This window comes from Streptomyces sp. NPDC047117 (assembly GCF_040643545.1).
Classification (GTDB): domain Bacteria; phylum Actinomycetota; class Actinomycetes; order Streptomycetales; family Streptomycetaceae; genus Streptomyces.
Map to the genome: position 1 here is coordinate 157,848 of NZ_JBEYUN010000001.1, position 22,909 is coordinate 180,756.

The following is a 22,909-nucleotide window of genomic DNA, read 5'->3' on the forward strand; positions in this document are numbered from 1 at the left end:
CCGAGCCCGATCGGAATCGTCACTCCAGGGCCACGCTCTTCCTACCTCCATCATGGGGAATTCCATGGACCTCTGGGGAAATCCGGGGAATCCTCTGTCTCATCAGGCGGCGCTCCTACGCAGTGGCCCGCCGCGCGTACACCTCGATCTCGATCTTCATACGGGGATCGGCAAGTCCGCAGACCAGCATCGTGGCTGCCGGCCGTACATCACCGAAGCAGCGGCGCAACACCGGCCAGCAGGGCTCGAATTCCTCACGGTCGGGCAGCAGGTAGCGCACCCTCACCACGTCGGCGAAACCGCACCCCGCCTCGGTCAGCGCGGACTCGATATTGCGAAGACACTGCTCGGCCTGCTCCACCACATCGTCGGAAATGGACATGGTGGTGTAGTCGAAACCGGTCGTCCCGGACACATGCACCCACTCGCCGTCGACCACGGCACGGGCGTACCCGATCTGTTCCTCAAAGGTCGATCCGCTGAGAATCGCACGTCGCTCTGTCATGCACCGAATGCTAAGTGCCCAAGCCGTCCCACGTGCCTCAAGCTCCCCACGCAGATGCCCCATACCCCCTACCCACGGAAATGGCGTACGACCTGAGCTGCGACGGCGCGCGCAGCGCGGGAGGGGTGGCGGCGGCGATGGCGAGCCAGATGGACGGAAACCTCGGGGAGAGCGGGGCCGGATACTGCGGTGAGGCGGCCATCGCGTAGCGACTCCGCCACATTGGCGCGCGGGAGAACGGTCAGCCCCAGCCCGGCCGCAACGCAGGCGCGAGCCGCTTCGATGCTGCCGAACCGCGTCAGACGGGGCTGGGTGCCGGCGACCGCCAGTAGACGTTGAGCAAGCCAGTCGCTGTAGGAACAGCCCTGTTCGTGGAGGAAGAAGCTCTCCTGCGCCAATTCCTGCCAGGAAGCGGGCCGTTCGCGGCCGGCGAGCGGATGGCTCGGGGCGCACAGCAGGACCAGGGGCTGGCCGGCGATGCGTTCGGCCGTGAGATCCGGGTGGTCGACCTGGTCCTCCAGAAAGAGAGCGCAGTCCAATCGCCCTGCCCGCAGTCCTTCCACGGCGGAAACCGTGCTGCACGGCTGCAGGTGCACCTCCACGTCCGGGTGGAGGCTGCGCAGCGCCGCAATCACAGTCGGCAGGTGGGCCGAGCACAGGGTCTCCCCCGCGCCCACCACCACCGTCCCAACGACCGGCCCGTCCTCAGCAGCGGCGGCGAACAGACGCGACTCGGCCTCCAGGACCTCTTCGGCCAGGGTGAGCAACCGCCGGCCGGCGTCGGTGAGCAGCGCGCCTCTGGCAAGCCGGTCGAAGAGCCGGGTCCCCAACGCCTTCTCAAGGGCCTTGATCTGCGCTGTGACCGTGGACTGTGCGAGCTGCAGCTCAGCAGCGGCGCCCGTGAAGCTTCCCGACCTGGCGAGCGCGGTGAAGGTCTGCAGCAGTCGAGTGTCCATGCCCGAAGGCTAGCAAGCCATCGTAGGACCCGATCGATTCGATCCATAACTATCGTTGGTATTAATGCCTTCCGAGCGGGAGTATGAAGCCATGACAGCTCCTGAAGCCATGACTCACCCTGACAACACGACCTCCACGACCGATGTCGCTACCGATGTCGCTGTCCTGCGCTACGCGGCATTCACCTCCCACCCGGACGGCGGGAACCCGGCCGGCGTTGTCCTCGACGCCGCCTCGCTCGGTGAGGAGCAGATGCTGGCGATCGCCGCCGAGGTCGGGTACTCCGAGACCGCATTCGTCACCTCCCGGGACGAGCAGCGGCGCCGGTTCACGCTGCGCTACTTCAGCCCCCTCGCCGAGGTGGCGTTCTGCGGGCACGCCACCGTTGCCACGGCGGTGGCTCTCGCCGGACGCATAGGGCCCGGTGACCTGTCCTTCGACACCCCGGCCGGCGAAATCAACGTAGCCACCGTGGCCGACGGAAACGGTGCCGTACGGGCAACGCTCACCAGTGTCCCCACCCGATCCCGTCCGGCGCAGGCCGCCGAGGTGGACGCCACACTCTCGGCCCTGAGGTGGGACACAGCCGACCTCGACTCGGCACTGCCGCCGCATGTTGCCTTCGCCGGTAACGAGCACCTCATTCTCGCCACCGGCTCGCGAGCCCGGCTGGCCGACCTCGATTACGACTTCGAAGCGCTCGCCAAGGTGATGCGGGCCTACGGCTGGACGACGGTGCACCTGGTCTGGCGCGAGAGCGACAGCCACTTCCACGCGCGTGACCCGTTCCCCATCGGCGGCGTTCCCGAAGACCCCGCCACGGGAGCGGCGGCAGCCGCATTCGGTGGCTACCTGCGTACGCTCGGCCTGGCGCCCACAGCCGATGCGATCACCATCCGCCAGGGCGAGGACATGGGACGCCCCAGCGACCTCACCGTCGCCGTGGCCCCGGACGACGCCCGGGTACGCGTATCGGGCTACGCCGTACCGATCCCCACTACTACGGATCTCGCAGGGAGTCGCCCAGGTCAGCGGTGAGCGCCCAGCACCCCCATACAACGAGGTCCGGACAACGAGGTCCGATTGCTGCCAGCGCGCTCGCCTCTCGCCGAGCACGCTGACGGCATGACGACCTCCTCCAGCACCGACTCAGTGACCGTCCTTACCCACATGTACGCGGCCGAGGCGCAGTACCTGGCCGCCGGAGGCCCCGACAAGGCCTCGTTCGACCTGCTCGCGCCCTACTTCGCAGCCAACGTCGAGCTGCACCAGGCGGACGGCCTGCCGTATGGCGGTACGTGGCGTGGCCACAGCGGCATGCGGCAGTTCTTCCGCACGATGGGAACGGTGTGGGAGTCCTTCGACATGGTGGAACAAGAGTTTCTTGCCACCGGTGAGACTGCGGTCGTCCTCACGCAGGTGCACGCTCGCGCCCGCGCCACCGGCCGTGAACTCAGCTTCCCGATCCTTCAAACCATCAAAATCAACGACGGCCGGATCACCGAGGTCCGTCCGTTCTACTGGGACACGCGCGCAATCGCCGACACCTGCGCCGTTCCGGCACCGACCGTCTGACTCCCGCAGTCTGACTCCCGGCACCGACGCTCGATGTCAGCGATCCAGCGCAGGCAGGTGGGCCAGGCCGGTGTCGAGCATGATGCGGCCGACGGTCTCGTGGAGGGCGCTGTCGGCGTCGATGACGGTTTCGATGCCACCGGGCAGAAGGTCGAGCGGCCGGTACCAGTCACGCAGCTCCGCTTCGCCGCACGTCATCGGTGGCTTGGTGTGGTGCCGCGCCAGCGTCTCCTCGAAAGGCACGTCCGGAGAGAAGCCGTGCGTCGGGCCGCGATGGTCCGCACGCAGCTGGGCGAGCATGTCGCCGTAGTGGTCGGCGTACAGGGTGCTCTCGACGACCACGTGGTACCCGACGTCCAGGGCGTAGCGGGCGGTCAGGTCGATCAGGCCGACGTTCGCCGCTCCCGGGCGGTCGCGCTCGCGCAGGACGACACGGCGGAGGTTGTCCTGCGCGACCAGGGCCAAACCGCGACCGAACTCCTCTCGAAGGCCGGCCGCGACCGACGACTTGCCCGATGCGCTGTTGCCCCGCAGGAACACGAGCCGGGTTTCCTCAGTGCCTACCGTCACGCCGTTCACGGTATCGGCCGCCACTGACACCGCCGGTCTCAAAGACCGTCGGCCGTACGTCAACTCACTATGGCCCAAACGCCCCAAGCCACGAGCGCCACCACCGCCAGAACTCCGAGGACAACACTGCCCACGCCGACCCTGCCGGCCCGCTCTTGCTCCATGCGCTTTTCCGCCAGGAAATTCTCGGCGTCCTCGGGCCTCCGAGTCCTCACCCACTGCCCGCTACCCAGGTTCATGCCCTCACCCCTCGCGTCTCGATCTTCGCCTTCTCCCCTGCCCGAACGCGTCGCTGCCATGCGTTCCGTAGGCGGGCAGGCATTCCCCGGCGCTGAGCGCGCGCGGCCCGACATCACCGCAGCGTGCGGTAGGTTGCCCGCCATGGCTGAACTCGGGTTCGTCGCCTGGCCGCCTGCCCCGATACGGACCGCGCGGCTCGTGCTTCGCGAGTCCGAGGCCCGGGACCGTGCGGCGTTCATCGAGCTGTTCGCCTCGCCGGAGGTGGGCATCTACATCGGCGGCCCTCGACCGCGTGATGAGCTGGAAGGCGCGGTGCCTGAGGCCTCTGGGCGACGCCCCGGTCTTTTCGTGGTCGACCTCGACGGAGCGATGATCGGCATGATCACGCTCGATCGGCGCGACGCAGAGCGTCCGGGTCACGTGCGTCCTGATGCCGGGGAGACCGAGCTCGGTTACCTGTTCCTGCCCGAGGCGTGGGGATACGGGTACGCCGCCGAGGCGTGTGCAGCGGCGCTGGAGTGGTTCGCCGACACGCTTCCCGGCGACCCGGTGGTGCTCTGCACCCGGACCGCCAACGACCGCGCGATGCGCCTCGCGGCGAAGCTCGGGTTCACCGAGGTGGAGCGGTTCGAGGAGTACGGCGCCGAGCAGTGGTTCGGCGTGTGGACAACACCCGCAATGAACTCACGGCAGCCCGGAGGACCGGCCTCTCGACCATGCGAGGACCGGTCCGACGAGCAGCAATCGCCGCAGCTGTGATGAGCTGCGGCGACGATGACCGGAGGGTCAACGGTCAACGCTGCGACGGCAGCGAGCCCTTGTCCGCATCGTCCGTGAGCAGTCGGATGGTGCGCTGCGGGAAGTGGATGTCGATCCCCGCCTCGTCGAGGGCCTTCTTGACTCGACGGCGCAGCTCGCGGGTGACTCCCCACTGCTGCAAGGGCACCGTCTTCACCGCGAGCCGTACGACGACACCGTCAGCGTCCAGCGACTGGACGCCCCACACGGAGGGGTCCTCGAGCAGGAGGTCGGTGAAGGCCTCGTCCTGACGCATGGCCTGCGCGGTGTCCTCGAGGACGCGGTAGACGACGTCAAGGTTGGCTTCGTAGGCCACGGGGACGTCCAGCACGGCACGCGCCCAGTCCTGGCTGTCGTTCCGGACGCGCAGGATCTCGCCGTTGCGGATGTGCCAGAGACCGCCATTGAGATCCCGTACGTGCGTCAGCCGCAGGCCGATGTGTTCCACCTCGCCGATGGCCTCACCGAGGTCGACCGAGTCGCCGACGCCGTACTGGTCCTCGATCATGATGAGGAGACCGGACAGATAGTCGGCGACCAGGCTCTGCGCGCCGAAGCCGATCGCCAGGCCGACCACGCCGGCACTGGCCAGCAGCGGGCCGAGCGCGATACCCACCTGGTCGAGGACCATGGCGACACCGAGCAGAGCCAGGATGATGGTGACGGCGCTGCTGAGCACGGCGCCGATAGTGCGAGCTCGCTGCTCGCGCCGTTGCGGAGCGCGGGAGCGATCACGGTGCAGGACCAGAGGGCCGCGCCCCGACGACCGCGACGGCCTGGAGCTGGATTCCTCGGCGGCCGGCTCCAGCACATGCTGCACGACCCGGGAAATGGCCCGCCTGGCCACCCATCGAATCAGCGCGAGGACGATGATGATCAGTGCGATGCGCAGCGGTATTCCGACCAGGTCTGCGGTGTGTTCTTCCATCCAGCCGGACCATGGGGCGGCCAGAGTCGTACCTGCATCCAGGGCTGACTGAGCAGGTGGGTGGGGCGTCGGCACTGCGGACTCCGTTTCTAGAGGACATGGGTCGTGGCGCCGCCTACCCACTCACAGGCAAGCATGATCATCGAATGGGCACGTAGTACGACCGAATCAGCGAGCGGAGTGCGACAGTCGCGGCAAATCACCCGGTCGGGTGTATCTGATTCCGGCAGCAGTGGGCACTCGCGCCCTGCACGGGGTCGGCCGTGCGTCACGCGCTCGGGGGCCGCACGCCGTGCACGGATGACGTCGGGGCGGCCGGCCCCCTCCCCCGCCGGACGCCCCGCGTCACTCCACCTCACGCCTGTTCTCGTCAGATGTCGACGACCTGGCTTGCGCAGTCGCCCCACGGGCGGCTGGACTCGGTGTAGTACTTGCCGTGCGCGGGCGATGTGACGGTCGGCTGCAGACGGGCCCCGTCGTTGCGGCCCGTGACGCGGGTGATCTCCTCATCCGGGCCCCACGCCACGACACGGTAGATCGAGACGATGACCGTCTGTGAGCCGTCGCCGGTGCGCCAGCTGATGCCGGAGACGTTCCCGCTCCCGTCCTCATGCCGGCCGGGTGGGTACACGGTGGTCACGTCCGTACCTTCTCCGCACGTCACAGGGGCTTTCGGTGCGGCAGACCGGGCCGCGCTGAGCCCGGTATTGCCCAGCACCAGGGCCGTTACCGCCCCTGCCAGTAGCACGACGCGTGTCAGTTGCTTCGTGCGTGTCGATCGCTTCATGCGTGTCGATTGCTTCATGTGGTACCCCCGTAGCCACAGTCCGGCAGTGCGATTTCCGCACCGCCTGGTGAAGGAATTCCCTTCGGACGGTAGGTAGTTCACTCGGTACGGGGCAACGAAGTGCTCACATCGTTGCCAAGGCGTCAGATACGGCACTGGAACGGCGCAAAGGGAACGGATAGGTCCACGGCGCCGGGTACGTCCAGTGGGGTCGGCGGATATTCCGGTGCCGTGCCGTCGGCCGAAGTGCAGACTCGTCCCATGGCGGATATGCGAGCGTTCCGGGACGCGGTCACTGGTTGGGCGGCCGGCGGCCCCGGTGGGCCGGCGAGTGATCTGGCAGTGCAACTGGGAGTGCGGACGGCGGTACTGCTGGAAGGCCCGAGTGACGTCGCGGCCGTCGAGGCGCTGGCCGAACGGCGCGGCCGGGACCTGGACGCCGAGGGGGTGTGCGTCGTACCGATGGGCGGGGCGATGAGCGTCGGCCGCTACGCCGAACTCCTCGGGCCAACCTGCCTTGACCTGCGCCTGGTTGGCCTGTGCGACGAGAACGAGCAGCGCTTCTACGACCGTGCCCTGGAGCGGGCCCAAGCAGCCCGGGCAGACCAGGCAACCCAGACAGCATCAGCACCACACGGGCACATCTTCGTGTGTGTGAAGGACCTGGAGGACGAGCTCATCCGCACGCTGGGCGCAGCAAGAGTCGAGGAGATCGTCCAGGCGGAGGACGACCACCGCGCCTGGCAGACCTTCCTGCACCAGCCCGCGCAGCACGGCCGTCCCCGGCAGCAACAGTTGCGCCGCTTCCTCGGTACGAAGAAGGGCCGCAAGATCCGCTACGGCCGCCTCCTCGTCGAGGCCCTCGGCCCCGGCCAGGTGCCGGCCCCACTCGACGATCTCCTCACGAGCCTGTGACCGACGACCGACGACCGACCGCCACGTAGGGCGTCGGGCCCCCTCCCAAATGCGGGCGCCCTCCTGAATCCAGGTCCCCACCTGCGGTGTTCTCAGCCCCCCAAACGCCGCAAGGCCTCCACCGTAAGGTCCGCCAAGGTCGGATATCCGTCGACGGCCATGAGGAGGTCGGCCTCGGCGAGCAAGGCGCGCAGTACGTGGACGATGCCGTCGGCACCGTCGAGTGCCAGGCCGTAGGCGTACGGGCGGCCGACTCCCACGGCGGTCGCGCCCAGGGCGAGGGCCTTGATGATGTCGGCTCCGGTGCGGATGCCGGAGTCGAAGAGTACGGGCAGGTCCCCTGCGGCCTCGGCCACGCCGGGCAGGCAGTGCAGCGCCGGCAGTCCGCCATTGGCCTGCCGGCCGCCGTGATTGGAGCAGTAGATTCCGTCCACGCCTGCGTCCTTCGCACGGCGGGCGTCGTCGGGGTGGCAGATGCCCTTGAGGATCAGCGGCAGGTCGGTGATCGACCGCAGCCAGGGCAGGTCGTCCCAGGTAAGAGGGTTGCCGAAGATCTGCGCCCAGTGCATCACCGCGGCAGCCGGGTCGTCCTCGGGCGACTTGGCCAGGCGCGAACGGAAGACCGGGTCGCTGGTGTAGTTGGTCAGACAGTGTCCGCGCAGCTGGGGGAAGTTGCTGACGGCCAGGTCGCGGGGGCGCCAGCCGGTGATCCAGGTGTCGAGGGTGACGACGATGCCCTTGAATCCGGCGGCCTCGGCCCGGTGGACCAGGCTCTCGGCCAGCTCCCGGTCGGTCGGGGTGTAGAGCTGGAAGAAGCCGGGGGTGTCGCCGAACTCGGCGGCCACCTGCTCCATCGGGTCGACGGTCAGGGTGGAGGCGACCATCGGTACGCCGGTTCGGGCGGCGGCACGCGCGGTGGCGAGGTCGCCGTGGCCGTCCTGGGCGCACAGTCCGATCACGCCTACGGGCGCCATGAACAGCGGCGAGGGCAGGCGCATCCCGAACAGGTCGACGGACAGGTCTCTTTCACTCGCCCCGACCAGCATGCGCGGGACGAGTCCCCACTGCTCGAAGGCGGTGGCGTTGGCCCGCTGAGTGTGCTCGTCCCCGGCACCGCCGGCGACGTAGGACCGCACGGAAGGGGGCATCGCGGCCTGCGCCAGCGGTTCCAGCTCGGCGTAGGTCATCGGCAGCCGCGGCACCACCCCGTGCAGCCCGTGGAAGTAGATCTCGTTCTGGTAGTCGGCATACGCCATGCTCCGGCCGCCCTCCTGCTCCCCTGGCCCGCCACATGCGAACCCTCGTATCCCACAGTGCAAGACTGGCCACCAGGAAGAGGTAGGACGCAGGATTCTCGCCTGGAGCTGGATACTGATGCAGGAAGATGCGACTCCGCTGAGCGAGGACGACCTTGCACTGATCCACGCTCTGCAACTGCGGCCAAGGGCCTCATGGACCGATCTCGGCCGCGCCCTCGGGGTGGACCCGGTCACCGTCGCCCGCCGCTTCAACCGTCTTGGTGAGCGCGGTTCGGCCTGGGTCGGGCTCTCTCCCGGCCCCCGCATGTTCGACCAGATGTGTCTCTCGTTCGCACAGATCGACTGCGCTCCCGGCGCCACCACCGTCGTAGCTCAAGCCCTCAGCGACCATCCGCACATGCTCACCCTCGAACGCTCCGCAGGCGACCACGACATCTTCGCGACCGTCGCCACCCGCGATCTGCCCACCCTCTCCCGTTACGTCCTCGACCTGCTCCCCCACGTCCCCGGCATCAACGCCGTTCGTACGCGGATCGTCACCCACATGTTCACCGAGGGCGGCCAGTGGCGCATCGCTGCCCTCGCCCCCGACCAACGCGCCCGGCTCACCGCGCCGTCGGCCACCCAGCCGCCCCGTACCGGCCCCAGCGACATCACCGCCTTCGACCGCGCCCTCCTCACCCATCTGGCTCGCGACGGGCGCGCCTCCTACCAGGCCCTCTCCACTGCTCTGGGTGTCAGCCTGTCCACCGCCAAACGCCGCATCGAGCAGCTGACCCGACTCGACGTCCTGCGGTTCCGCTGTGACTTCGCGCGCCCCCTCGGCGGCTGGCCCGTAGCCATCACCTTCTGGGCCAAGGTTCCGCCCACCGACCTGCCCGCGGTCGGCCATGCGCTGATCCGCCTGCCGGAAATCCGTAACTGCGCCGCCGTCAGCGGCCCCCACAACCTCATCGTCCAGGCCGGCCTGCACTCCGTGGACGATGCCATGCGTCTGGAGTCCCACCTCGCCGGCGCCCACCCAGGGCTGGACATCGTGGACCGCGTCATCACCCTGCGCCACGACAAACTCCTCGGCCGCCTCCTCGACCCGTACGGCCGCTCCACCGGCATAGTCCCACCCGACATCTGGGCCGAGCCACACGAAGCGCCACCAACCCCGTAGACGCCTGAGAGCCCCCGGGGTGCACGCCCCCGGACGCTGCCTTCGCCACCCCGGCGCCCTCTCCCGCCCCTCGCGAATAGCACTGCCTGCAACGCGACTTCCCGTTCCCCGCCGACTTGGCCGTGCCGCATCGCAGTGCACCCGCAGCCCGGAGGTGACCAGCGACTTTATAAGTGCTTTGCTTTTCCCAGAAGCGTTTCACCAAACGCGCGTTTTTTACTATCGCAATTAGATCTTACTTCAACAACGTCTCTACTGTGATCCACATCACACGCGGGAATGCAAACTTCCGGTTGCTCGGCTCGATAGAACGCGCTTAACTCCAGACGTCCGGCAATGACTGTCGGCCAAAAAGAGGAGGTTTGAATGAAGCTCATCAAGGCCGCCCCGAAGCCCAAGAAGGTCAAGTTCTCCGTGATGTACAACGCTTCCTGATTCGGCAGAGCCGAACACTTGCGGGGGTCGCACTGAATGCGCCCCCCGCAAGAGTGTGAATGGATTCCGGAGAGGCGGGGACAATGGAGCGCATTACAGTTGCGGCCGACCGTTCTATTGTGGGTTTCGGTCCGGTCAAAGCTCTGATCGGCACGGTGGATACATCCATCTGGCCGCGCGAGGCCCTGATCGGTCTTCGCCTCATCTCACCCGAGGATCCCGCCGGTAACGCAGTCAGAAGCGAATCAAGTCTGACCGACGCAGCTCAAGCCCATGAGCGCATCCGCTTCTTCCTGAGGGACCGGCTCAACCGCAACTTCCGTGATGTCGCACGCGCCTACCTCGACTCAGGCGGCGCGCCCCTTGTCGAGGTCACGAACGCCGAGCACCTCGATGCGGGCAGTCGGGCCTTTTTCGAGGTCATGGGCAACGTGCCGGATGTCCGCGTCACCCTCCGGCTGGGCGCCGCGGGAGACGAAGGTGCAGTCGGCGGTGCCGAAGCCGGCGACGAAGGGGGCCAGGCCTGGCGCCCCACGGCAACGGAGACCCGCATCGATGCCCTCGCCCAGGCGCCCGCGCTCGACGCGACGGAACAGGACTTCCTGTACGAGCAGGCAGTGGACCTGCTCGGCGTGGGCGACAGCTGGAGCGCCGTACGCATTCTCGAAGCACTCCTGCGGCACCGGAACACGCCGGCCGTCTGGGGGCGCCTCGGTCTGGCCCACGCCATGCTCGGCCGCACGCTGGAGGCGGAGTTCTGCTACTTGCGCTGGTGCGAGGATCCCGATCCCGTCGGCGCGGCGGGCGCCCATTACGGGCTCTCGATGCTCTATGCCCGCCACCACCCCACCCACCTCCGGTCTCTTGACCGTACGGCACAACACCTCGAATTCGGGCACGAGATTCTCCAGAAGGCGCCGTCCGATACGCCGGACCTCGAATTCCATCGGGTTTTCAACCGGAATGGTTACGCCCTCGTAGAATTCAGGCGAGGACGCGTGCAGGAAGCAGTCCAGCACCTTACCGAGGGAATCGAGAAGCTACGTTCCGGCTCGGGCAAGCATCATATGCATCAAACCGTTCTGATCTACAATCTGGCGCAGTGCTACCGCCGCTCCGGGAATCTCCCGATGGCCATCGAAACGTACGAGAAGCTGCTGGCCGTCGACGGAAACATGCCCGAGTACCACATGGAACTCGCACACTGCCACCTCGACGCCGAGTCCTTCGAATCGGCGCTCGACGCCCTGAACACAGCGCGTGAGCTGGGCCCCTCCATCACCGAGGTGCATTCCCTCCTCGGCTACACCCACCTGCAGCTGGGCCTTACGGAGGAAGCCGTCGCCTCGTACCACCGCGCTCACCTCTGTGCGCCTCGGTCCTACGACACCTTCTACGACTACGTGTACGCCCTCGCCGAGGCCGGACGCAGCGCGGAGGTGCTCGCCGTTGCCACTGGCCGGCCCACGCACGACCTCACCCCCCAACAACACGGCAGCCTCTTGACGTTGGTGGCGGAACAGCACACCCTCCTGGGGAACTGGGCCGAGGCACGCGACGCACTCGAACACGTCCTCCGGCTGACTCCCGACCACCCCGACGCACGCACCAACCTCGACCTGGTCGTCGAAGCCATGGCGTGAGCAAGGCATGCCCCTGACGATGAAACCCACTTCTGCTGCTCTCCCCACCACGCGCGTACGGGGAGCCCGCCGTCTCGCCGCCTTCACCTTCCTCTTCTTCACCGGGATGTGGCTGTCCAAGACAGTTCACCCCCTGTACTTCGAACGCCACGACCATCTGGTCCAGTTCGGACTGTCCTACACCGCCATGGCCATCGCGGGTACGACGTCGGTGGCCATCGGCCGCCTGGCCGACCGCTCGGGCCCGCGCCTGCTCATGGCGGCGGGCGGAGTGCTGTACGCGACGGGCATGGCCCTGCGCGTGGTGCACGCCAGCCCACTCGTGGCCGTACTCTCCGGAGTCGTTGCCGGCTTCGGCGCCTGCTCGGTCTTCATCGCCCTCCGTGTCTGGATTCTCTACAACACCGACGAGGACCAGCGGACCGGCATCGTCTCCCGCCGCGAATTCATGAACCAGGCGGGCATGGCGATCGGGACCGGTTCGGCCGGCGCGCTCGCGGCCTTCATCGGCACCGGCGACCGCGGCTACGTCGCCGTACTGCTCCTCGCCGCCGGCTGCGTACTGGCAACGCTGCTCTTCATCCCCCCGACCAAGCCCTCCCCGCACACGGCGTCCGACGGCCCCGACAGTCCCGACAGTCCGGAGGGCAAAAAAGCCTCGCGTCCACGACTCTCGGACCTGTTCACCCACCACCGCGGGATGGCCATCGGCGTCACCGGCCTCGGGCTGCTCATGGGCTTCTACGTCAGCCTGCTGACTCCATACCTTCCGCTGCTGCTGGCCGACCGGGGCGTACCGCTCGCGTGGGTCGGTACGGTCCTCGCCATCGCCAGCCTGGTCCGCCTGCTGGCCGCCTCGCTCGCCGGGCGCTACCTCCGCCGGCGCAACCCCCTGGCCCTCTTCCTCGGTGCCGAAGCCTGCTGCGCCCTGACCACGCTGTGTCTCGCCCTGGTCACCAGCCCGTGGATCGCCGCACTGGCACTGGCGCTGCGCGGCGCGTTCCTCCTCGGCGCCACCGTGTCGCAGGAGCTGCTCCAGCTCAACGCCTTCCCCACAGCCCTCGCCGGAGTGTTCTTCGGCCTCGTGCAGAGCGCGTTCCTTGCAGGCGACTCCCTCGGTGGTGCCCTCGGCGGCTGGCTCTACCACTCGCTGGGCAGCTCACACACCGTTCTCATCGCCACAGCACTGACCGTCGCCAACGCCGTCCTGGTGCCCGCCTTCTACCGCTCGGTGAAGAAGCACTCCACCACTGACGTCACCACCGGGACAGCCGTCGATGTCCCGGCCTGAGCTTCTCTTCGCCGAACGCCGGCACACCCTCCTCACCTGGGACAACGGGCCGGTTCTCGGCCTGCTCCAAGACGACGGAGTGGTCCAGGTCAAGCGGCCATCGGGGGACGGGCTTCCCGGTCGACACCCCAACCGGGAAATAGAGAGCGTATGCATCGCTCTCGACGGCGACGCGGCGCTCTACACGCAAGCGGACGAGGTATTCACCTGCTTCCACCTCGACCCGCCATTTCTGACCGTGGAAGAACACCACCTCGACGGGACGAAGGACGCCTGGCAGGTGGCCCTGCCGGACGGCGCAGCCTCCTGGACGCTCACCGATGTCCTGGCCGCACGCACCGAGACCGGCTCCACCTGCTATCTCCTCACCGTGCAGGATGCGGACGAGGCCGTTCTACTGATCCGGGCAGCCCGCGGAGCAGCCGTACGCGTCCACCGCCCGCGGAACCCCGGCGAGGTGGTGCACTGGGCCGATGCGGCCAACGTGGTCGTGCTGCGCGAGGAACAGGGCCCGTGGCCGCCGCTGCTCCATGCTGAGCCGTTCAGCACGACGCCCCGCCCATTCAGCACCACAGGGACCCAAGACACCACAATCTACGACACACCCCACCGCGCCACATGGCTGGACGGCACCACCCATCAGGCCCTGATCGCCATCAATGTCCCCGAAACGCCCAGCCTCGCCGTCTGGGACCTCGTCTCGGGCAGCCTCCGGGACCTCGGCCACGCACCGGTGTCCGACGCGCGCTTCTTCCTCGACAACCCCGACCACGCGCTCCTCATCACAATCCGTCAGGGAACCGATCGAGCCCACCGCCTGGACCTCACCCGCAATGCCGTCACCGAAGTCCCCACTCCGGGCTCCGGCCGGCTGCAGTTGCGTACCACCGCGCCGCACGGCATCGGCCTGCACGGTCTGTCGACCACGGGCGGCACCCGTACCTGGTGGATAGGCCCCGACGGCGACGCCCAACAGTCCCCCGGCGCCGTCCCACCCGATCCGGACCTACCGCCCATCACCCACACCTGGCTGGGCACCCACACCTCGCTGGATACTCACACCTTGCCGGGTGCCGTCCCCGCACTCATCCACAGCCCGCCCGCACGCCCCACCTCACGACCCACATCACGACCCACCTCAGCCGTCATCAGCCTGCACGGCGGACCGGAGTCCCTGGAGCGCGACGAACTCCGCTGGGACGGCCTCTACCGGCACCTCTTGCACGATGACACCCTCGTCATCGCCCTCAACTACACAGGTTCCACCGGCTACGGCGCCGAGCACCTGCGAGCGCCGTGGCGTCGCTGGTCCGAGAGCTTCGCAGCCGATCTGGCGTCCTGCCTGGCCCTGACGCGAGAACGCGGTATCCCACCACACCGCACGGCCCTGCTCGGCGGCAGCTTCGGCGGATCGCTCGCCCTCCTCGGCTGCGTACTCGAGCCCTCGCTCGCCGGCGCCGTCGCGGCCGCGCCCATGACGGACATCGTCCGCCAAGCGGCACGTGCCGGCGAAGCGTCCCCGCACTACACCGCATGGTTCGCCGAGCGCTACTCCCTCACCGCCGCGACCCCCGCGGAGCGCGTCTTCGACCCGGCGCACCTCACGACGACGACACCACGGCAGCGCATCACCATCCTCCACGGCGAGAACGACGAAGTCACCAGCTACCAGGACAGCGCGAACCTGGTCGCCCGCGCGCTCGCCAAGGAATTGCCCTGGACTCTTCTCAGCGACGATTCCGGTCACACCCCCGACACAGCGGCCACGGCCCGCCTCCGCCACGACCGCATCCTCCAGTCCCTGCGCGAAACCCTCGCCCTTGACGCCGGCAGCCGCTTCCTCAGCCCCTAATAAAACGTTGTCACGGAAACTCCGAACAACTACCGTTACCGACGTGAACACCGGACCGGCGTCAAGCCACTCACGGATCGGCCACCCGGTGGACGGCTGATCGCACAGCGGGTGCACAGGCACCCCCTCAGTTCGGCACGCGGACCTCCCAGTGCTCCTGCACCGGACGAGTCCGAGTCAATGCCGAACCACAGTGAGGACAGCTGAGTGACAGCCACGTTCAACCACACCATCATCGCCGCCAAGGACCGCAACAAGTCCGCCCGCTTCTTCCGCGAGTTGCTGGAAGTGCCGGAAGCGCCGTCCTGGGGCCCCTTCACCAACATCCAGCTCGCCGACGGCGTACTGCTCCAGTTCGCCGAGCCACCGGTCGAGATACAGATGCAGCACTACGCGTTCCTGGTCGATGACGACCTGTTCGACCGGGCGTACCAGCGGCTGTGCGATCACGACGTCGAGCACTGGGCCGACCCGCAGATGCGACGCCCGGGCGAAATCAACAACGGACACGGCGGCCGCGGCGTGTACTTCAAAGACCCAGCAGGCCACGCCATCGAACTGATCACCCGCCCCTACCTGTAACCGGGGCGGGGCCGCGGATATGGCGCCGTGGTCAGCACACATTGCTACCGACCATGGCGCCATGCCCTACTGCCCTACTGGGTCCCAGGGCTGTCCAAAAAGCCGAGCAGCACCGCGGCCTCCGCGCGGAGTTGGGCTGCTCGGTCCGCATGCGCGGGGGCGGTCAACTGCGCTGCGGCATCCAGGCGTTCGGTGGCCTCGGCGCGTACGACGTCCGCCACGTCGCGCTCGCTCAGCTCGCGGCGTTCTCGCTCCGTGGCGCCGGCTCCTGCCGGCGAATGCTCAAGGGCCACGCCTCGAAGCTCCGCTTCGTCCACCGGCGCCGCTTCGGCGTTGTCCAGCGCGGAGAGCGTGGCGCGCAGGGCGCTCACCGCGGTCCTGTCGCGGGCGCGCATCGCTTCCGGCAGTGCTTGACGCATACGGAGACGCAGAGACATGCCGGTGACTTTATGGGCGCCCATCCGGCGCCACAATGCAATTACGTTCGGGGGGGGCACCGCTGCTTGCCTCCTCGGCTTATCCGTATCAGGCAGCGAAGCCGCCGTCCGCGGCCACCGTGGCACCGGTGACAAAGCCCGCAGCCGGGCTGGCGAGGTGTGCCACCACGTCCGCGATCTCGGCGGGTGCCGCATAGCGGCCGAGAGCGGTGAAGCCCCGGATGGTCTCGGCGTTGGGGCCGTCCGCAGGGTTGGCCGCAGTGTCGGTGGGTCCGGGGTGTACGAGGTTGACCGTGATACCGCGGGGGCCCAGGTCTCGGGACAGCCCCTTGGTCAGGCCGGTCAGTGCCGTCTTGGTCAACGCGTACAGGGTGAAGCCGGGGAAGACCGAGCGCTCGGCTATGTTGCTGCCGATACTGATGATGCGTCCACCGTCCTGCATGTGTCGGGCCGCCGCCCGGGCGGCGAGATACGGTGCACGGACATTCACCGCGACCGCATGGTCGAACTCCTCCTCGCCCAAATCCTCCAGGGGGCCGACGAGGAAGGCCCCCACGTTGTTCACGACGATGTCCAACCGGCCCAACTCGGCGACGGTCCGTTCCACGGCCCCGGCGGCGGCCTTCGCGTCCGCGTTGTCGGCGCGGATGGCGAGTGCGCGACGGCCCAGGTCCGCGATCTGCTTCGTCACCAGAGCGGCGCTCTTCTCATCCTGCTGATAGGTGAAGGCGACATCGGCCCCGCCGGCCGCCAGCCGTACGGCCACCGCCGCGCCGATCCCCCGGCTTCCGCCGGTCACAAGCGCTGTTTTCCCTGCGAATTCGTTGGTGTCCATGGCTTCATCCTGATCGCCCCCGCGACGGGAAACCGGCGGGATTCAGACCTCGGATTCCGCAGCGTGTCCGCTCACGCGGAGTTGAGGAGCCCGGTGACTCCCGCCGTGACTCCCCCACAAGGGGATCAGGGGGGCACTCACCGGCCATACGGGTGGCCCTGCGGATGGCTGTTGTCGTTCTGCCGGAGGGGGCTGTGGGTGTGTACGCGGTCGGTCATTACCGTGGCGGGCGGGCAGCTTACAAAACACCTCGGGAGAGACGGATATGAGTGGAAGCGACGGTGCTGTGGAGCGGATCGGACCGCTGCGGCGGGTGATGCGTGGGCGGGATCCGGAGGAGGAGCATCGGGCGTCGACGCCGTTGGAGCTGTTGTTCGACCTGACGTTCGTGGTCGCGGTCTCCCAGGCCGCAGCGCAGCTTCACCACGCCCTGGTCGAGGGCCATGTCGGTGCCGGCCTGGCCGGGTACGCAGCGGTGTTCTTCGCGATCTGGTGGGCGTGGATGAACTTCACGTGGTTCGCCTCCGCCTATGACACCGACGACGTCCTCTATCGACTTCTGACGTTGTTGCAGATGGCCGGCGTACTCGTACTGGCCGCAGGGGTTCCCGCCGCTTTCGAGCACAGCGACTTCTCTGTCGTCGTGATCGGTTACGTCATCATGCGCGTCGCCCTGATCACGCAGTGGATCCGGGCCGCCGCCGAGCACCCGGGCGGCCGGCAAGCCGCCCTGCGCTACGCCACCGGCATCGTCGTGGTGCAGGCAGGATGGATCGCCCGGCTCTGGGCGACGGGAGTCTGGGCCCCTGTCACGTTCGTGGTGCTGGTCGCGGCGGAACTCGCCGTACCGGCCTGGGCCGAGTATCACGGGAGGGCCACTCGCTGGCACCCGGAACACATCACCGAGCGGTACAGCCTGTTCACGATCATCGTGCTCGGCGAGGTCATTCTCGCCTCGCTCGCGGCCGTGCAGTCGGCCGTGTCCGCTCATGGTCTGACCACCTCCGTACTGCTGATCGCGATCGGCGGACTGATCCTGGTCTTCGCACTGTGGTGGATCTACTTCACCGGTAGCGACGCCCGCCTCGGCACTCTCCGCACCGCCCTGACCTGGGGGTACGGGCACTACGTCGTCTTCGCGGCGCTGGCCGCGCTCGGTGCCGGGCTGGAAGCCGCGCTGGATGCCGCCGAGCACCACGGGCATCTGTCCGCCCAGACCGCCGGGCTCGCCGTGGCCGTCCCCACGGCGATCGTGGTGCTCGTGCTCGGCTTTCTGCATTGGACGACCGGTACCGGTGCGGTGGGCCATGGGCTGCTGGTGGTGGCGGGTGTGCTCGTGGTGCTGGCCCTTGGGTTCAGTGCGCCGGCTGTCGGCCTGGGCGGGGCCGTGCTGGGTATTGGGCTGGCCGTCGCCGCGACCCTGGCCGCCAACCTGACGGTCTTCCGGCGTCGGACGACTGCCATGGGGCGCACGGCCTGAGGGAAGGGGAAGCGAGGTTCCATGGACAGGCACGTGCGCATTCACTTCGGCGTGGGCGGCATGGCTGTGCGGCGCAAGGAGCATGCCCTCAGAGGTGCCCCTTCGTTCGTTCCGCCCGGGGGCGTTGTCGTGTAGATGTGGAGGCGGAGTGAGCTGCGCGTATGGGAGCGGAGCGCTGGTTGAAGGAGGGGCCTGCCGTGCACCGGCACCAGGAGCAGGAAGGCGCCGGCAAGGCAGCCGTTCCGTACCGTCGGCCGGCGGCCCGTGGCGTGCCGGCTCGGGAGTCCGCACCGGTCTCGTCGCGCGGTGGGAGTCCCTCGGCAGTCGCGTTGACGGCGCTGCAGCGTACGGCGGGCAACGCTGCCGTGAGCCGGTTCGTAGGAGAGTTGCGGGGCCGTTCGGAGACCGCCGCACGGGAGCCACAGGGCCGTTCGGAGGCCGCTGCGCACTCCGCGGGCCCCGTGGTGCAGCGTGCTCCCGCGGACGACCTGGTGCACGACCCGAAGACGTTCCTGTCGACCTCCGCCCTCGCCCTGGATTTCACGCTGGGTATGCAGAACCGGACAGGTGGGCTGCCCCTGGACCACCACGCCTTCGTGGGCCGGATGGGCAAGTGGAATCGGCACTGGTTCGTTCTCGTACCGGACACCCGGCGCGCGAAGGAGGGCAGGCCCTCGTATCTGCTCACTCCGGCCGTGGAGAAGTACGTGCAGGCGTTCGGTGACACCGACGAACTGCTCGCCCCGCTCTCCGGGCACCGGGAGCTGCCCTCGGTGCTGCCCGATCAGGCCTACCTTTCGTCCTTCTACGTCCCCTACCTGAGCGGGGGGACCGCGGCCCCGGACACTTCCGTGGGCCATTCGCAGATTCCCAAGGATGCCGGGAAGCAGGGGCACGGTTCGGAGTTCGTGTTCACCGCCACGATGAACGGTTGCGCCTTCGCCCTCACCGGTGACGCCCAGGACGACCGCTTCACCGCCTGGCACTACCAGTCCCCCACCAGCCTGAGCAACCGCGACCACGCCCGCGACTTCCGCCGCGACCGCCGGCCCTCGGACTGGTTCGGTACGGAGGAATACGAGAGCCCCGAGCAGGAGGGGCTGTTCGAGACGACGAACATGCTGTGGAACGGCCCGGCGGGCTGGGAAGTACTCAGCCAGGAGACCGCTGTCTCCGCGCACGACATGAACGATGCCCGCATCGCGGCGTTCCGCAGCCGCCCCCTCCACATGGGCCCGGGGCAGGAGGCCGCGTACACCGTCCGAATCTATACCGGGCTGGCGCGGACGCAGCTCCAGAGGTTCATGAGGTCGCTCGACCAGGCGCGTAACGGTGCCGGGAACAGCGAGCAGCTGCGAACGCTGGAGAAGCACGTCTTCAAGCCGCTGGAGATCACCATGGCGGCGGAGCCTCTGGAATTCGCGGGCGCCGGCGCCGCCGATTTCCCTGCGCTCGTCGCCATCGCCGTACGCCTCAAGCAGCAGCGCGCGGAGACTTTGGAGAAGGTCCAGGAGTGGCTCGCGGCGCATCAGGAGGACGCCGCCATGACGCATGAGGGCGGTCTCCTCAACCGCCGTACCAGCGCGGACAAACTCCAGCACCGGCGCAAGAAGATCGCTGCTCTGATCAGCGAGTTCTCCGACCGCGCATGGATCAACGGTCTCCTGGAGGAGGCGACGGATCATCCTGCCGCGGCGCCGTCCGGCGGCTCGCAGAACGACGCAGCCGGAGCGGCCCCTTCTCCCGCGTGAGTGCCCCGCAAGAGAGCCGGTCAGGCAGGCAGCAGCTAGCCGGTCAGCCGAGCCAGAGGAGGTCCGTTACGCGGAACTCACGCAGTTCGGGGTGCAGGGCGTAGCTGATCAAGACCGGTAGGCGGGGTACGTCGACGTTGTGGCGGCCGTCCCCCATCGGCAGGCCGGGAAGCGGCTTGTCCGCGTCGGCTGCGGCGCCGGCCTCCAGCGCGAGAGCGCGAACGAATCGCACGAGCTGGTCGTGCAGCTCGTGGTCGCCGCCCGTGCGCATCGCGTCCAGGACGCCGGCGGCATCCTGGGTGAGCGACACACTCCAGCCCGGTGCGGGACTGCTCACTCGTCACCGCCGACCGGGTGGGGCAGCGAGACCAGGCCGTGGCCGGCGGCAGCGTCGGCCAGGCGCTGTTGGCGGCCGGGCTGCTGGTCGAACATCGCTTCCATCCACCACTTCCGCAGGGTGGCGTTGAGGGGCTCGCCCTCCTCGGCCTGACCGATCTCGGCGTAGAAGGCCATGCGCTTGGCACCGGCAAGAGCGTCGGCCACGGCATCGATGGTGTGCGGGAGCGGGCGGACCCTGGGATCAGCGGGGTGTTCGGGCTGGGCGCTCATGATGTCCTCATGTCCTCCAGGCAGGCGTCGCAGTAAACCGTACGCGGTCGTGGCGCGGTGAGGGGAGCGATACGGGGGCTTCGCCGCACCACTCCGTACTGAGTTGCTGTTCACCGCCGAGTCGACCGGCTCCCCCACCCCGGCTGTCCCGCCGCGGCCCGGGCGGCGGGGCCGGTCGGTCGCTGTCTCCTGCCTCCTGCCTACTGCGCGGAGGGGGCCGGTACGAGGCCGTCCTCGACCAGGCCGGCGAGGACGGCCTCGCTGAGTGCGTGTACGGCGGACTGGGGGCGCACCATGACGGTGAACTCCTTGATCCGGCCGTCGTCGTCGAAGTGCAGCAGATCCACGCCGTGGATCTCCTTCCCGCCCGCCTTGGCGCGGAAGAGCAGTACGGCGGAGTCGGCGGACGAGCCGTCGGTGCTGGTCTGCGCGGTGCCTGTGTAGTCGCCTATGTAACGGAAGTCCTCGAACGTGCGCAGCAGGACGCCGAAGAGGCCCAGCACCATCGGCTTGCCCTCGAAGGGGGTGAACTTCACCGGGCTGTAGAAGCGGATGTCGTCCGTGAACAGGTCATCCAGCGCTGCGTGGTCACGGCGGTCCACCGCAGCACGGAAACGGTCGGCAGGGGTCATGGCGTGCTCGCCCTCCATACTCTTCACCCTCACTCCTCGCAGGTACTCATGATGATGACTATTCATTTTTATGAGTACCATGGATCCTGAGCCCGGAACAGAGCGGCGAGACAGTCGAAACAGTGGGATGAGGAAGGCGATCCGATGGCGCTCAGGCACGCCGTGCTGGCGGCACTGCTCGACGAGGAGCTCAGCGGTTACCAGCTGGCGAAGGCATTCGACCTCGGCGTAGCGAATTTCTGGCACGCGCAGCCGCAGCAGCTCTACGCCGAGCTGACCCGTCTGGAGAAGGACGGGCTGATCGCCGGCCGCGAGGTGGTTCAGGAAGCCAGGCCGAACAAGCGCCTGTTCCATGTCACCGAGGCAGGGCTGGCGGAGCTGGCGGGCTTCACGGCCGCGTCAGCGAAGCCCTCCTTCGTCCGTGACGACCTGCTCGTCAAGGTTCAGGCTGCTGATCACGTCGACACCGATGCACTGATCGCGCAGCTCTCCGAGCGCGCCGACTTCGCCCAGGCCAAGATCGATCTCTTCGGCAAGCTGCTGCGCGGCATGCGCCAGGACCGTACGGAGGAGGAGTTCCTGCGGGACGGCCACCGCATCGGGCCGTATCTGACGTGCTTGCGCGGCCTGGCCTTCGAGCAGGGCAATCGTGAGTGGTGCGAGCGCACCATCACCGTACTGAGGGGAAGGCGGCAGACCCGGGCCCGCGATTGACGCGGGCCCGCCGTCACATCGCCTGAAGCTGGGCCAGCGTCTGCTTCAGCTCTTCGCGCAGCGTCCGCCCAGCCGCTTCGGCGTCTCCCTGGGCGATGGCAGCCACCAGGGCGGCGTGCCCTTCGTCGCCGTGGTTCGAGTTGGCGGACCGCAGGTCGAGCAGCTCCACCAAGTCGACGAGCCCCTGCCGCAGTACGGGTACGAACTCGTCGAACAGGCCGGTGAGTACGGGATTGTGGGCCGCGGCGACCACGGCTCCGTGCAGGGCGATGTCGGCGTCGACGAATTCGGCGTTGCTCGCGTTCGCGGCCCGGCGGCGCTGGGTCAGGGCCGCGTCGAGAGCGGCGAGGTCGTCGTCGGTACGGCGCTCCGCTGCCATCTGGGCGGCTTCGACTTCGATGAGCATCCGGACTTCGTAGACATCGGTGATGGCTGCCCGACGAAGCCGGGTGGGCCAGTCCTCTTCGGGCTCGGTGGCGATGACGAAGACGCCGGCGCCCTGCCGCGCCTGCACCAGACCGGCCCCGGCCAGGGCGCGCAGCGCCTCGCGCACGGTCGAACGGCCGACACCGAGGGTCTTGGCGAGGGTGGTTTCACCGGGGAGTTTGGTACCGATCGGCCAGTGCCCCTCGGTGATCTGGTCGCGCAGGTGTTGCGCGGCCTGTTCCACCAGCGGGCTGGGACGGAGCGTGCCGAGCGGCATCCGGTTGCTACCTCTCTGGTTGCCGATTGGGCGGTTGGGCTGTTGGACGGCTCGGCGTCGGACGGTTGGGCGGTTGTCTGCGGAGCTGAGGTCTGAGGTCCGAGAACGCCAATGTATCCCGGCGACGCATCGGCGCCCCATTCCGGCGATCCCAAACGTCTACACCTCAGCTTGTCTGAGGAGCTGAGGTGTGAGTACTGTACTCGGCATGACGCTGCGTGGGCTCCTTCTTCTTGGCTGCCGCTG

At 68.2% G+C, this 22,909-nt stretch carries 24 protein-coding genes; 12 read left to right on the forward strand and 12 right to left on the reverse strand.

Features of this window, described 5'->3' with window-relative positions:
* Positions 1–115 precede the first annotated feature (115 nt).
* Positions 116–505 (reverse strand): RidA family protein, encoded by a 390-nt coding sequence (locus ABZ840_RS00750; protein ID WP_361551052.1) that lies wholly within the window; start codon positions 503–505, stop codon positions 116–118.
* Between the two features lie 68 nt (positions 506–573).
* The gene (locus ABZ840_RS00755) at positions 574–1,461 is read right to left on the reverse strand and encodes a LysR family transcriptional regulator (protein WP_361551055.1); all 888 of its coding nucleotides are present in this window, start codon (positions 1,459–1,461) and stop codon (positions 574–576) included.
* Positions 1,462–1,570: 109 nt separating this feature from the next.
* On the opposite strand from ABZ840_RS00755, the gene ABZ840_RS00760 reads away from it, so the two are divergent.
* Together ABZ840_RS00760 and ABZ840_RS00765 are read left to right on the forward strand one after the other, a co-directional pair.
* Positions 1,571–2,500 carry a PhzF family phenazine biosynthesis isomerase gene (locus tag ABZ840_RS00760; protein WP_361551057.1) on the forward strand — a complete coding sequence of 310 codons (930 nt, stop codon included), beginning with the start codon at positions 1,571–1,573 and terminating at the stop codon, positions 2,498–2,500.
* 87 nt (positions 2,501–2,587) lie between these two features.
* Complete coding sequence (locus tag ABZ840_RS00765; RefSeq protein ID WP_361551059.1) at positions 2,588–3,037, forward strand: nuclear transport factor 2 family protein; 450 nt, start codon at positions 2,588–2,590, stop codon at positions 3,035–3,037.
* Positions 3,038–3,073: 36 nt separating this feature from the next.
* On the opposite strand, the gene ABZ840_RS00770 is transcribed toward ABZ840_RS00765, so the two are convergent.
* On the reverse strand, positions 3,074–3,616 hold the full coding sequence (locus ABZ840_RS00770; RefSeq protein WP_361552290.1) for a kinase: 543 nt from the start codon (positions 3,614–3,616) through the stop codon (positions 3,074–3,076).
* Between the two features lie 372 nt (positions 3,617–3,988).
* Here ABZ840_RS00770 and ABZ840_RS00775 point away from each other — a divergent pair, with 372 nt between their 5' ends.
* Positions 3,989–4,606, forward strand: a complete 618-nt coding sequence (locus ABZ840_RS00775; RefSeq protein ID WP_361551062.1) for a GNAT family N-acetyltransferase — start codon at positions 3,989–3,991, stop codon at positions 4,604–4,606.
* A 34-nt stretch (positions 4,607–4,640) separates the two neighbouring features.
* Here ABZ840_RS00775 and ABZ840_RS00780 read toward each other — a convergent pair whose 3' ends face one another.
* Both ABZ840_RS00780 and ABZ840_RS00785 read right to left on the reverse strand, forming a co-directional pair.
* Positions 4,641–5,573 (reverse strand): mechanosensitive ion channel family protein, encoded by a 933-nt coding sequence (locus ABZ840_RS00780; protein ID WP_361551065.1) that lies wholly within the window; start codon positions 5,571–5,573, stop codon positions 4,641–4,643.
* Positions 5,574–5,943: 370 nt separating this feature from the next.
* Positions 5,944–6,213, reverse strand: coding sequence for a hypothetical protein (locus ABZ840_RS00785; protein WP_361551068.1), 270 nt, complete (start codon positions 6,211–6,213; stop codon positions 5,944–5,946).
* A 408-nt stretch (positions 6,214–6,621) separates the two neighbouring features.
* On the opposite strand from ABZ840_RS00785, the gene ABZ840_RS00790 reads away from it, so the two are divergent.
* On the forward strand, positions 6,622–7,275 hold the full coding sequence (locus tag ABZ840_RS00790) for an ATP-dependent endonuclease (RefSeq protein WP_361551071.1): 654 nt from the start codon (positions 6,622–6,624) through the stop codon (positions 7,273–7,275).
* Between the two features lie 92 nt (positions 7,276–7,367).
* Here the strand turns inward: ABZ840_RS00790 and ABZ840_RS00795 are convergent, their stop codons facing one another.
* Entirely contained in the window at positions 7,368–8,531 is a 1,164-nt protein-coding gene (locus tag ABZ840_RS00795; RefSeq protein WP_361551074.1) for a lactate 2-monooxygenase, read from the reverse strand.
* A 118-nt stretch (positions 8,532–8,649) separates the two neighbouring features.
* Between ABZ840_RS00795 and ABZ840_RS00800 the strand changes: the two genes are divergently transcribed.
* The 5 genes from ABZ840_RS00800 to ABZ840_RS00820 all read left to right on the forward strand — a co-directional run bounded on the left by ABZ840_RS00800 (position 8,650) and on the right by ABZ840_RS00820 (position 15,502).
* The gene (locus tag ABZ840_RS00800) at positions 8,650–9,699 is read left to right on the forward strand and encodes an Lrp/AsnC family transcriptional regulator (protein ID WP_361551077.1); all 1,050 of its coding nucleotides are present in this window, start codon (positions 8,650–8,652) and stop codon (positions 9,697–9,699) included.
* Between the two features lie 494 nt (positions 9,700–10,193).
* Positions 10,194–11,777 (forward strand): tetratricopeptide repeat protein, encoded by a 1,584-nt coding sequence (locus ABZ840_RS00805; protein ID WP_361551080.1) that lies wholly within the window; start codon positions 10,194–10,196, stop codon positions 11,775–11,777.
* Between the two features lie 19 nt (positions 11,778–11,796).
* Positions 11,797–13,068, forward strand: a complete 1,272-nt coding sequence (locus ABZ840_RS00810; RefSeq protein WP_361551083.1) for an MFS transporter — start codon at positions 11,797–11,799, stop codon at positions 13,066–13,068.
* A complete protein-coding gene (locus tag ABZ840_RS00815; protein WP_361551086.1) occupies positions 13,055–14,920 on the forward strand; it encodes a prolyl oligopeptidase family serine peptidase in 1,866 nt (621 codons plus the stop codon). The genes ABZ840_RS00810 and ABZ840_RS00815 overlap by 14 nt, the downstream gene beginning before the upstream one ends.
* 207 nt (positions 14,921–15,127) lie before the next feature.
* A complete protein-coding gene (locus ABZ840_RS00820) occupies positions 15,128–15,502 on the forward strand; it encodes a VOC family protein (RefSeq protein ID WP_361551089.1) in 375 nt (124 codons plus the stop codon).
* A 74-nt stretch (positions 15,503–15,576) separates the two neighbouring features.
* On the opposite strand, the gene ABZ840_RS00825 is transcribed toward ABZ840_RS00820, so the two are convergent.
* The gene (locus ABZ840_RS00825) at positions 15,577–15,897 is read right to left on the reverse strand and encodes a hypothetical protein (protein ID WP_361552293.1); all 321 of its coding nucleotides are present in this window, start codon (positions 15,895–15,897) and stop codon (positions 15,577–15,579) included.
* 130 nt (positions 15,898–16,027) lie between these two features.
* Positions 16,028–16,774, reverse strand: coding sequence for an SDR family oxidoreductase (locus ABZ840_RS00830; RefSeq protein WP_361551092.1), 747 nt, complete (start codon positions 16,772–16,774; stop codon positions 16,028–16,030).
* A 265-nt stretch (positions 16,775–17,039) separates the two neighbouring features.
* Between ABZ840_RS00830 and ABZ840_RS00835 the strand changes: the two genes are divergently transcribed.
* Together ABZ840_RS00835 and ABZ840_RS00840 are read left to right on the forward strand one after the other, a co-directional pair.
* A complete protein-coding gene (locus ABZ840_RS00835) occupies positions 17,040–18,254 on the forward strand; it encodes a low temperature requirement protein A (RefSeq protein ID WP_361551094.1) in 1,215 nt (404 codons plus the stop codon).
* Between the two features lie 461 nt (positions 18,255–18,715).
* Entirely contained in the window at positions 18,716–20,005 is a 1,290-nt protein-coding gene (locus ABZ840_RS00840; RefSeq protein ID WP_361551097.1) for a hypothetical protein, read from the forward strand.
* A gap of 43 nt (positions 20,006–20,048) precedes the next feature.
* Here the strand turns inward: ABZ840_RS00840 and ABZ840_RS00845 are convergent, their stop codons facing one another.
* The 3 genes from ABZ840_RS00845 to ABZ840_RS00855 all read right to left on the reverse strand — a co-directional run bounded on the left by ABZ840_RS00845 (position 20,049) and on the right by ABZ840_RS00855 (position 21,246).
* Positions 20,049–20,342 (reverse strand): hypothetical protein, encoded by a 294-nt coding sequence (locus ABZ840_RS00845; protein ID WP_361551100.1) that lies wholly within the window; start codon positions 20,340–20,342, stop codon positions 20,049–20,051.
* Positions 20,339–20,614 (reverse strand): hypothetical protein, encoded by a 276-nt coding sequence (locus ABZ840_RS00850; protein ID WP_361551103.1) that lies wholly within the window; start codon positions 20,612–20,614, stop codon positions 20,339–20,341. Before ABZ840_RS00850 ends, ABZ840_RS00845 begins: the two co-directional genes overlap by 4 nt.
* A gap of 200 nt (positions 20,615–20,814) precedes the next feature.
* Positions 20,815–21,246, reverse strand: coding sequence for a nuclear transport factor 2 family protein (locus ABZ840_RS00855; protein ID WP_361552296.1), 432 nt, complete (start codon positions 21,244–21,246; stop codon positions 20,815–20,817).
* Positions 21,247–21,390: 144 nt separating this feature from the next.
* Here ABZ840_RS00855 and ABZ840_RS00860 point away from each other — a divergent pair, with 144 nt between their 5' ends.
* Entirely contained in the window at positions 21,391–21,960 is a 570-nt protein-coding gene (locus ABZ840_RS00860; protein WP_361551106.1) for a PadR family transcriptional regulator, read from the forward strand.
* 13 nt (positions 21,961–21,973) lie between these two features.
* On the opposite strand, the gene ABZ840_RS00865 is transcribed toward ABZ840_RS00860, so the two are convergent.
* Entirely contained in the window at positions 21,974–22,663 is a 690-nt protein-coding gene (locus tag ABZ840_RS00865) for an FCD domain-containing protein (RefSeq protein ID WP_361551109.1), read from the reverse strand.
* Positions 22,664–22,909: the final 246 nt, after the last annotated feature.

Bases quoted from the DNA above. Each gene is read 5' to 3' on its own strand.
- ABZ840_RS00750 (WP_361551052.1), bottom strand. From the start codon at position 505: ATGACAGAGCGACGTGCGATTCTCAGCGGATCGACCTTTGAGGAACAG.
- ABZ840_RS00760 (WP_361551057.1), top strand. From the start codon at position 1,571: ATGACTCACCCTGACAACACGACCTCCACGACCGATGTCGCTACCGAT.
- ABZ840_RS00825 (WP_361552293.1), bottom strand. From the start codon at position 15,897: ATGCGCGCCCGCGACAGGACCGCGGTGAGCGCCCTGCGCGCCACGCTC.
- ABZ840_RS00800 (WP_361551077.1), top strand. From the start codon at position 8,650: ATGCAGGAAGATGCGACTCCGCTGAGCGAGGACGACCTTGCACTGATC.
- ABZ840_RS00795 (WP_361551074.1), bottom strand. From the start codon at position 8,531: ATGGCGTATGCCGACTACCAGAACGAGATCTACTTCCACGGGCTGCAC.
- ABZ840_RS00855 (WP_361552296.1), bottom strand. From the start codon at position 21,246: ATGACCCCTGCCGACCGTTTCCGTGCTGCGGTGGACCGCCGTGACCAC.
- ABZ840_RS00835 (WP_361551094.1), top strand. From the start codon at position 17,040: ATGAGTGGAAGCGACGGTGCTGTGGAGCGGATCGGACCGCTGCGGCGG.
- ABZ840_RS00815 (WP_361551086.1), top strand. From the start codon at position 13,055: ATGTCCCGGCCTGAGCTTCTCTTCGCCGAACGCCGGCACACCCTCCTC.
- ABZ840_RS00805 (WP_361551080.1), top strand. From the start codon at position 10,194: ATGGATTCCGGAGAGGCGGGGACAATGGAGCGCATTACAGTTGCGGCC.
- ABZ840_RS00790 (WP_361551071.1), top strand. From the start codon at position 6,622: ATGGCGGATATGCGAGCGTTCCGGGACGCGGTCACTGGTTGGGCGGCC.
- ABZ840_RS00850 (WP_361551103.1), bottom strand. From the start codon at position 20,614: ATGAGCGCCCAGCCCGAACACCCCGCTGATCCCAGGGTCCGCCCGCTC.
- ABZ840_RS00860 (WP_361551106.1), top strand. From the start codon at position 21,391: ATGGCGCTCAGGCACGCCGTGCTGGCGGCACTGCTCGACGAGGAGCTC.
- ABZ840_RS00755 (WP_361551055.1), bottom strand. From the start codon at position 1,461: ATGGACACTCGACTGCTGCAGACCTTCACCGCGCTCGCCAGGTCGGGA.
- ABZ840_RS00865 (WP_361551109.1), bottom strand. From the start codon at position 22,663: ATGCCGCTCGGCACGCTCCGTCCCAGCCCGCTGGTGGAACAGGCCGCG.
- ABZ840_RS00810 (WP_361551083.1), top strand. From the start codon at position 11,797: ATGAAACCCACTTCTGCTGCTCTCCCCACCACGCGCGTACGGGGAGCC.
- ABZ840_RS00765 (WP_361551059.1), top strand. From the start codon at position 2,588: ATGACGACCTCCTCCAGCACCGACTCAGTGACCGTCCTTACCCACATG.
- ABZ840_RS00780 (WP_361551065.1), bottom strand. From the start codon at position 5,573: ATGGAAGAACACACCGCAGACCTGGTCGGAATACCGCTGCGCATCGCA.
- ABZ840_RS00830 (WP_361551092.1), bottom strand. From the start codon at position 16,774: ATGGACACCAACGAATTCGCAGGGAAAACAGCGCTTGTGACCGGCGGA.
- ABZ840_RS00775 (WP_361551062.1), top strand. From the start codon at position 3,989: ATGGCTGAACTCGGGTTCGTCGCCTGGCCGCCTGCCCCGATACGGACC.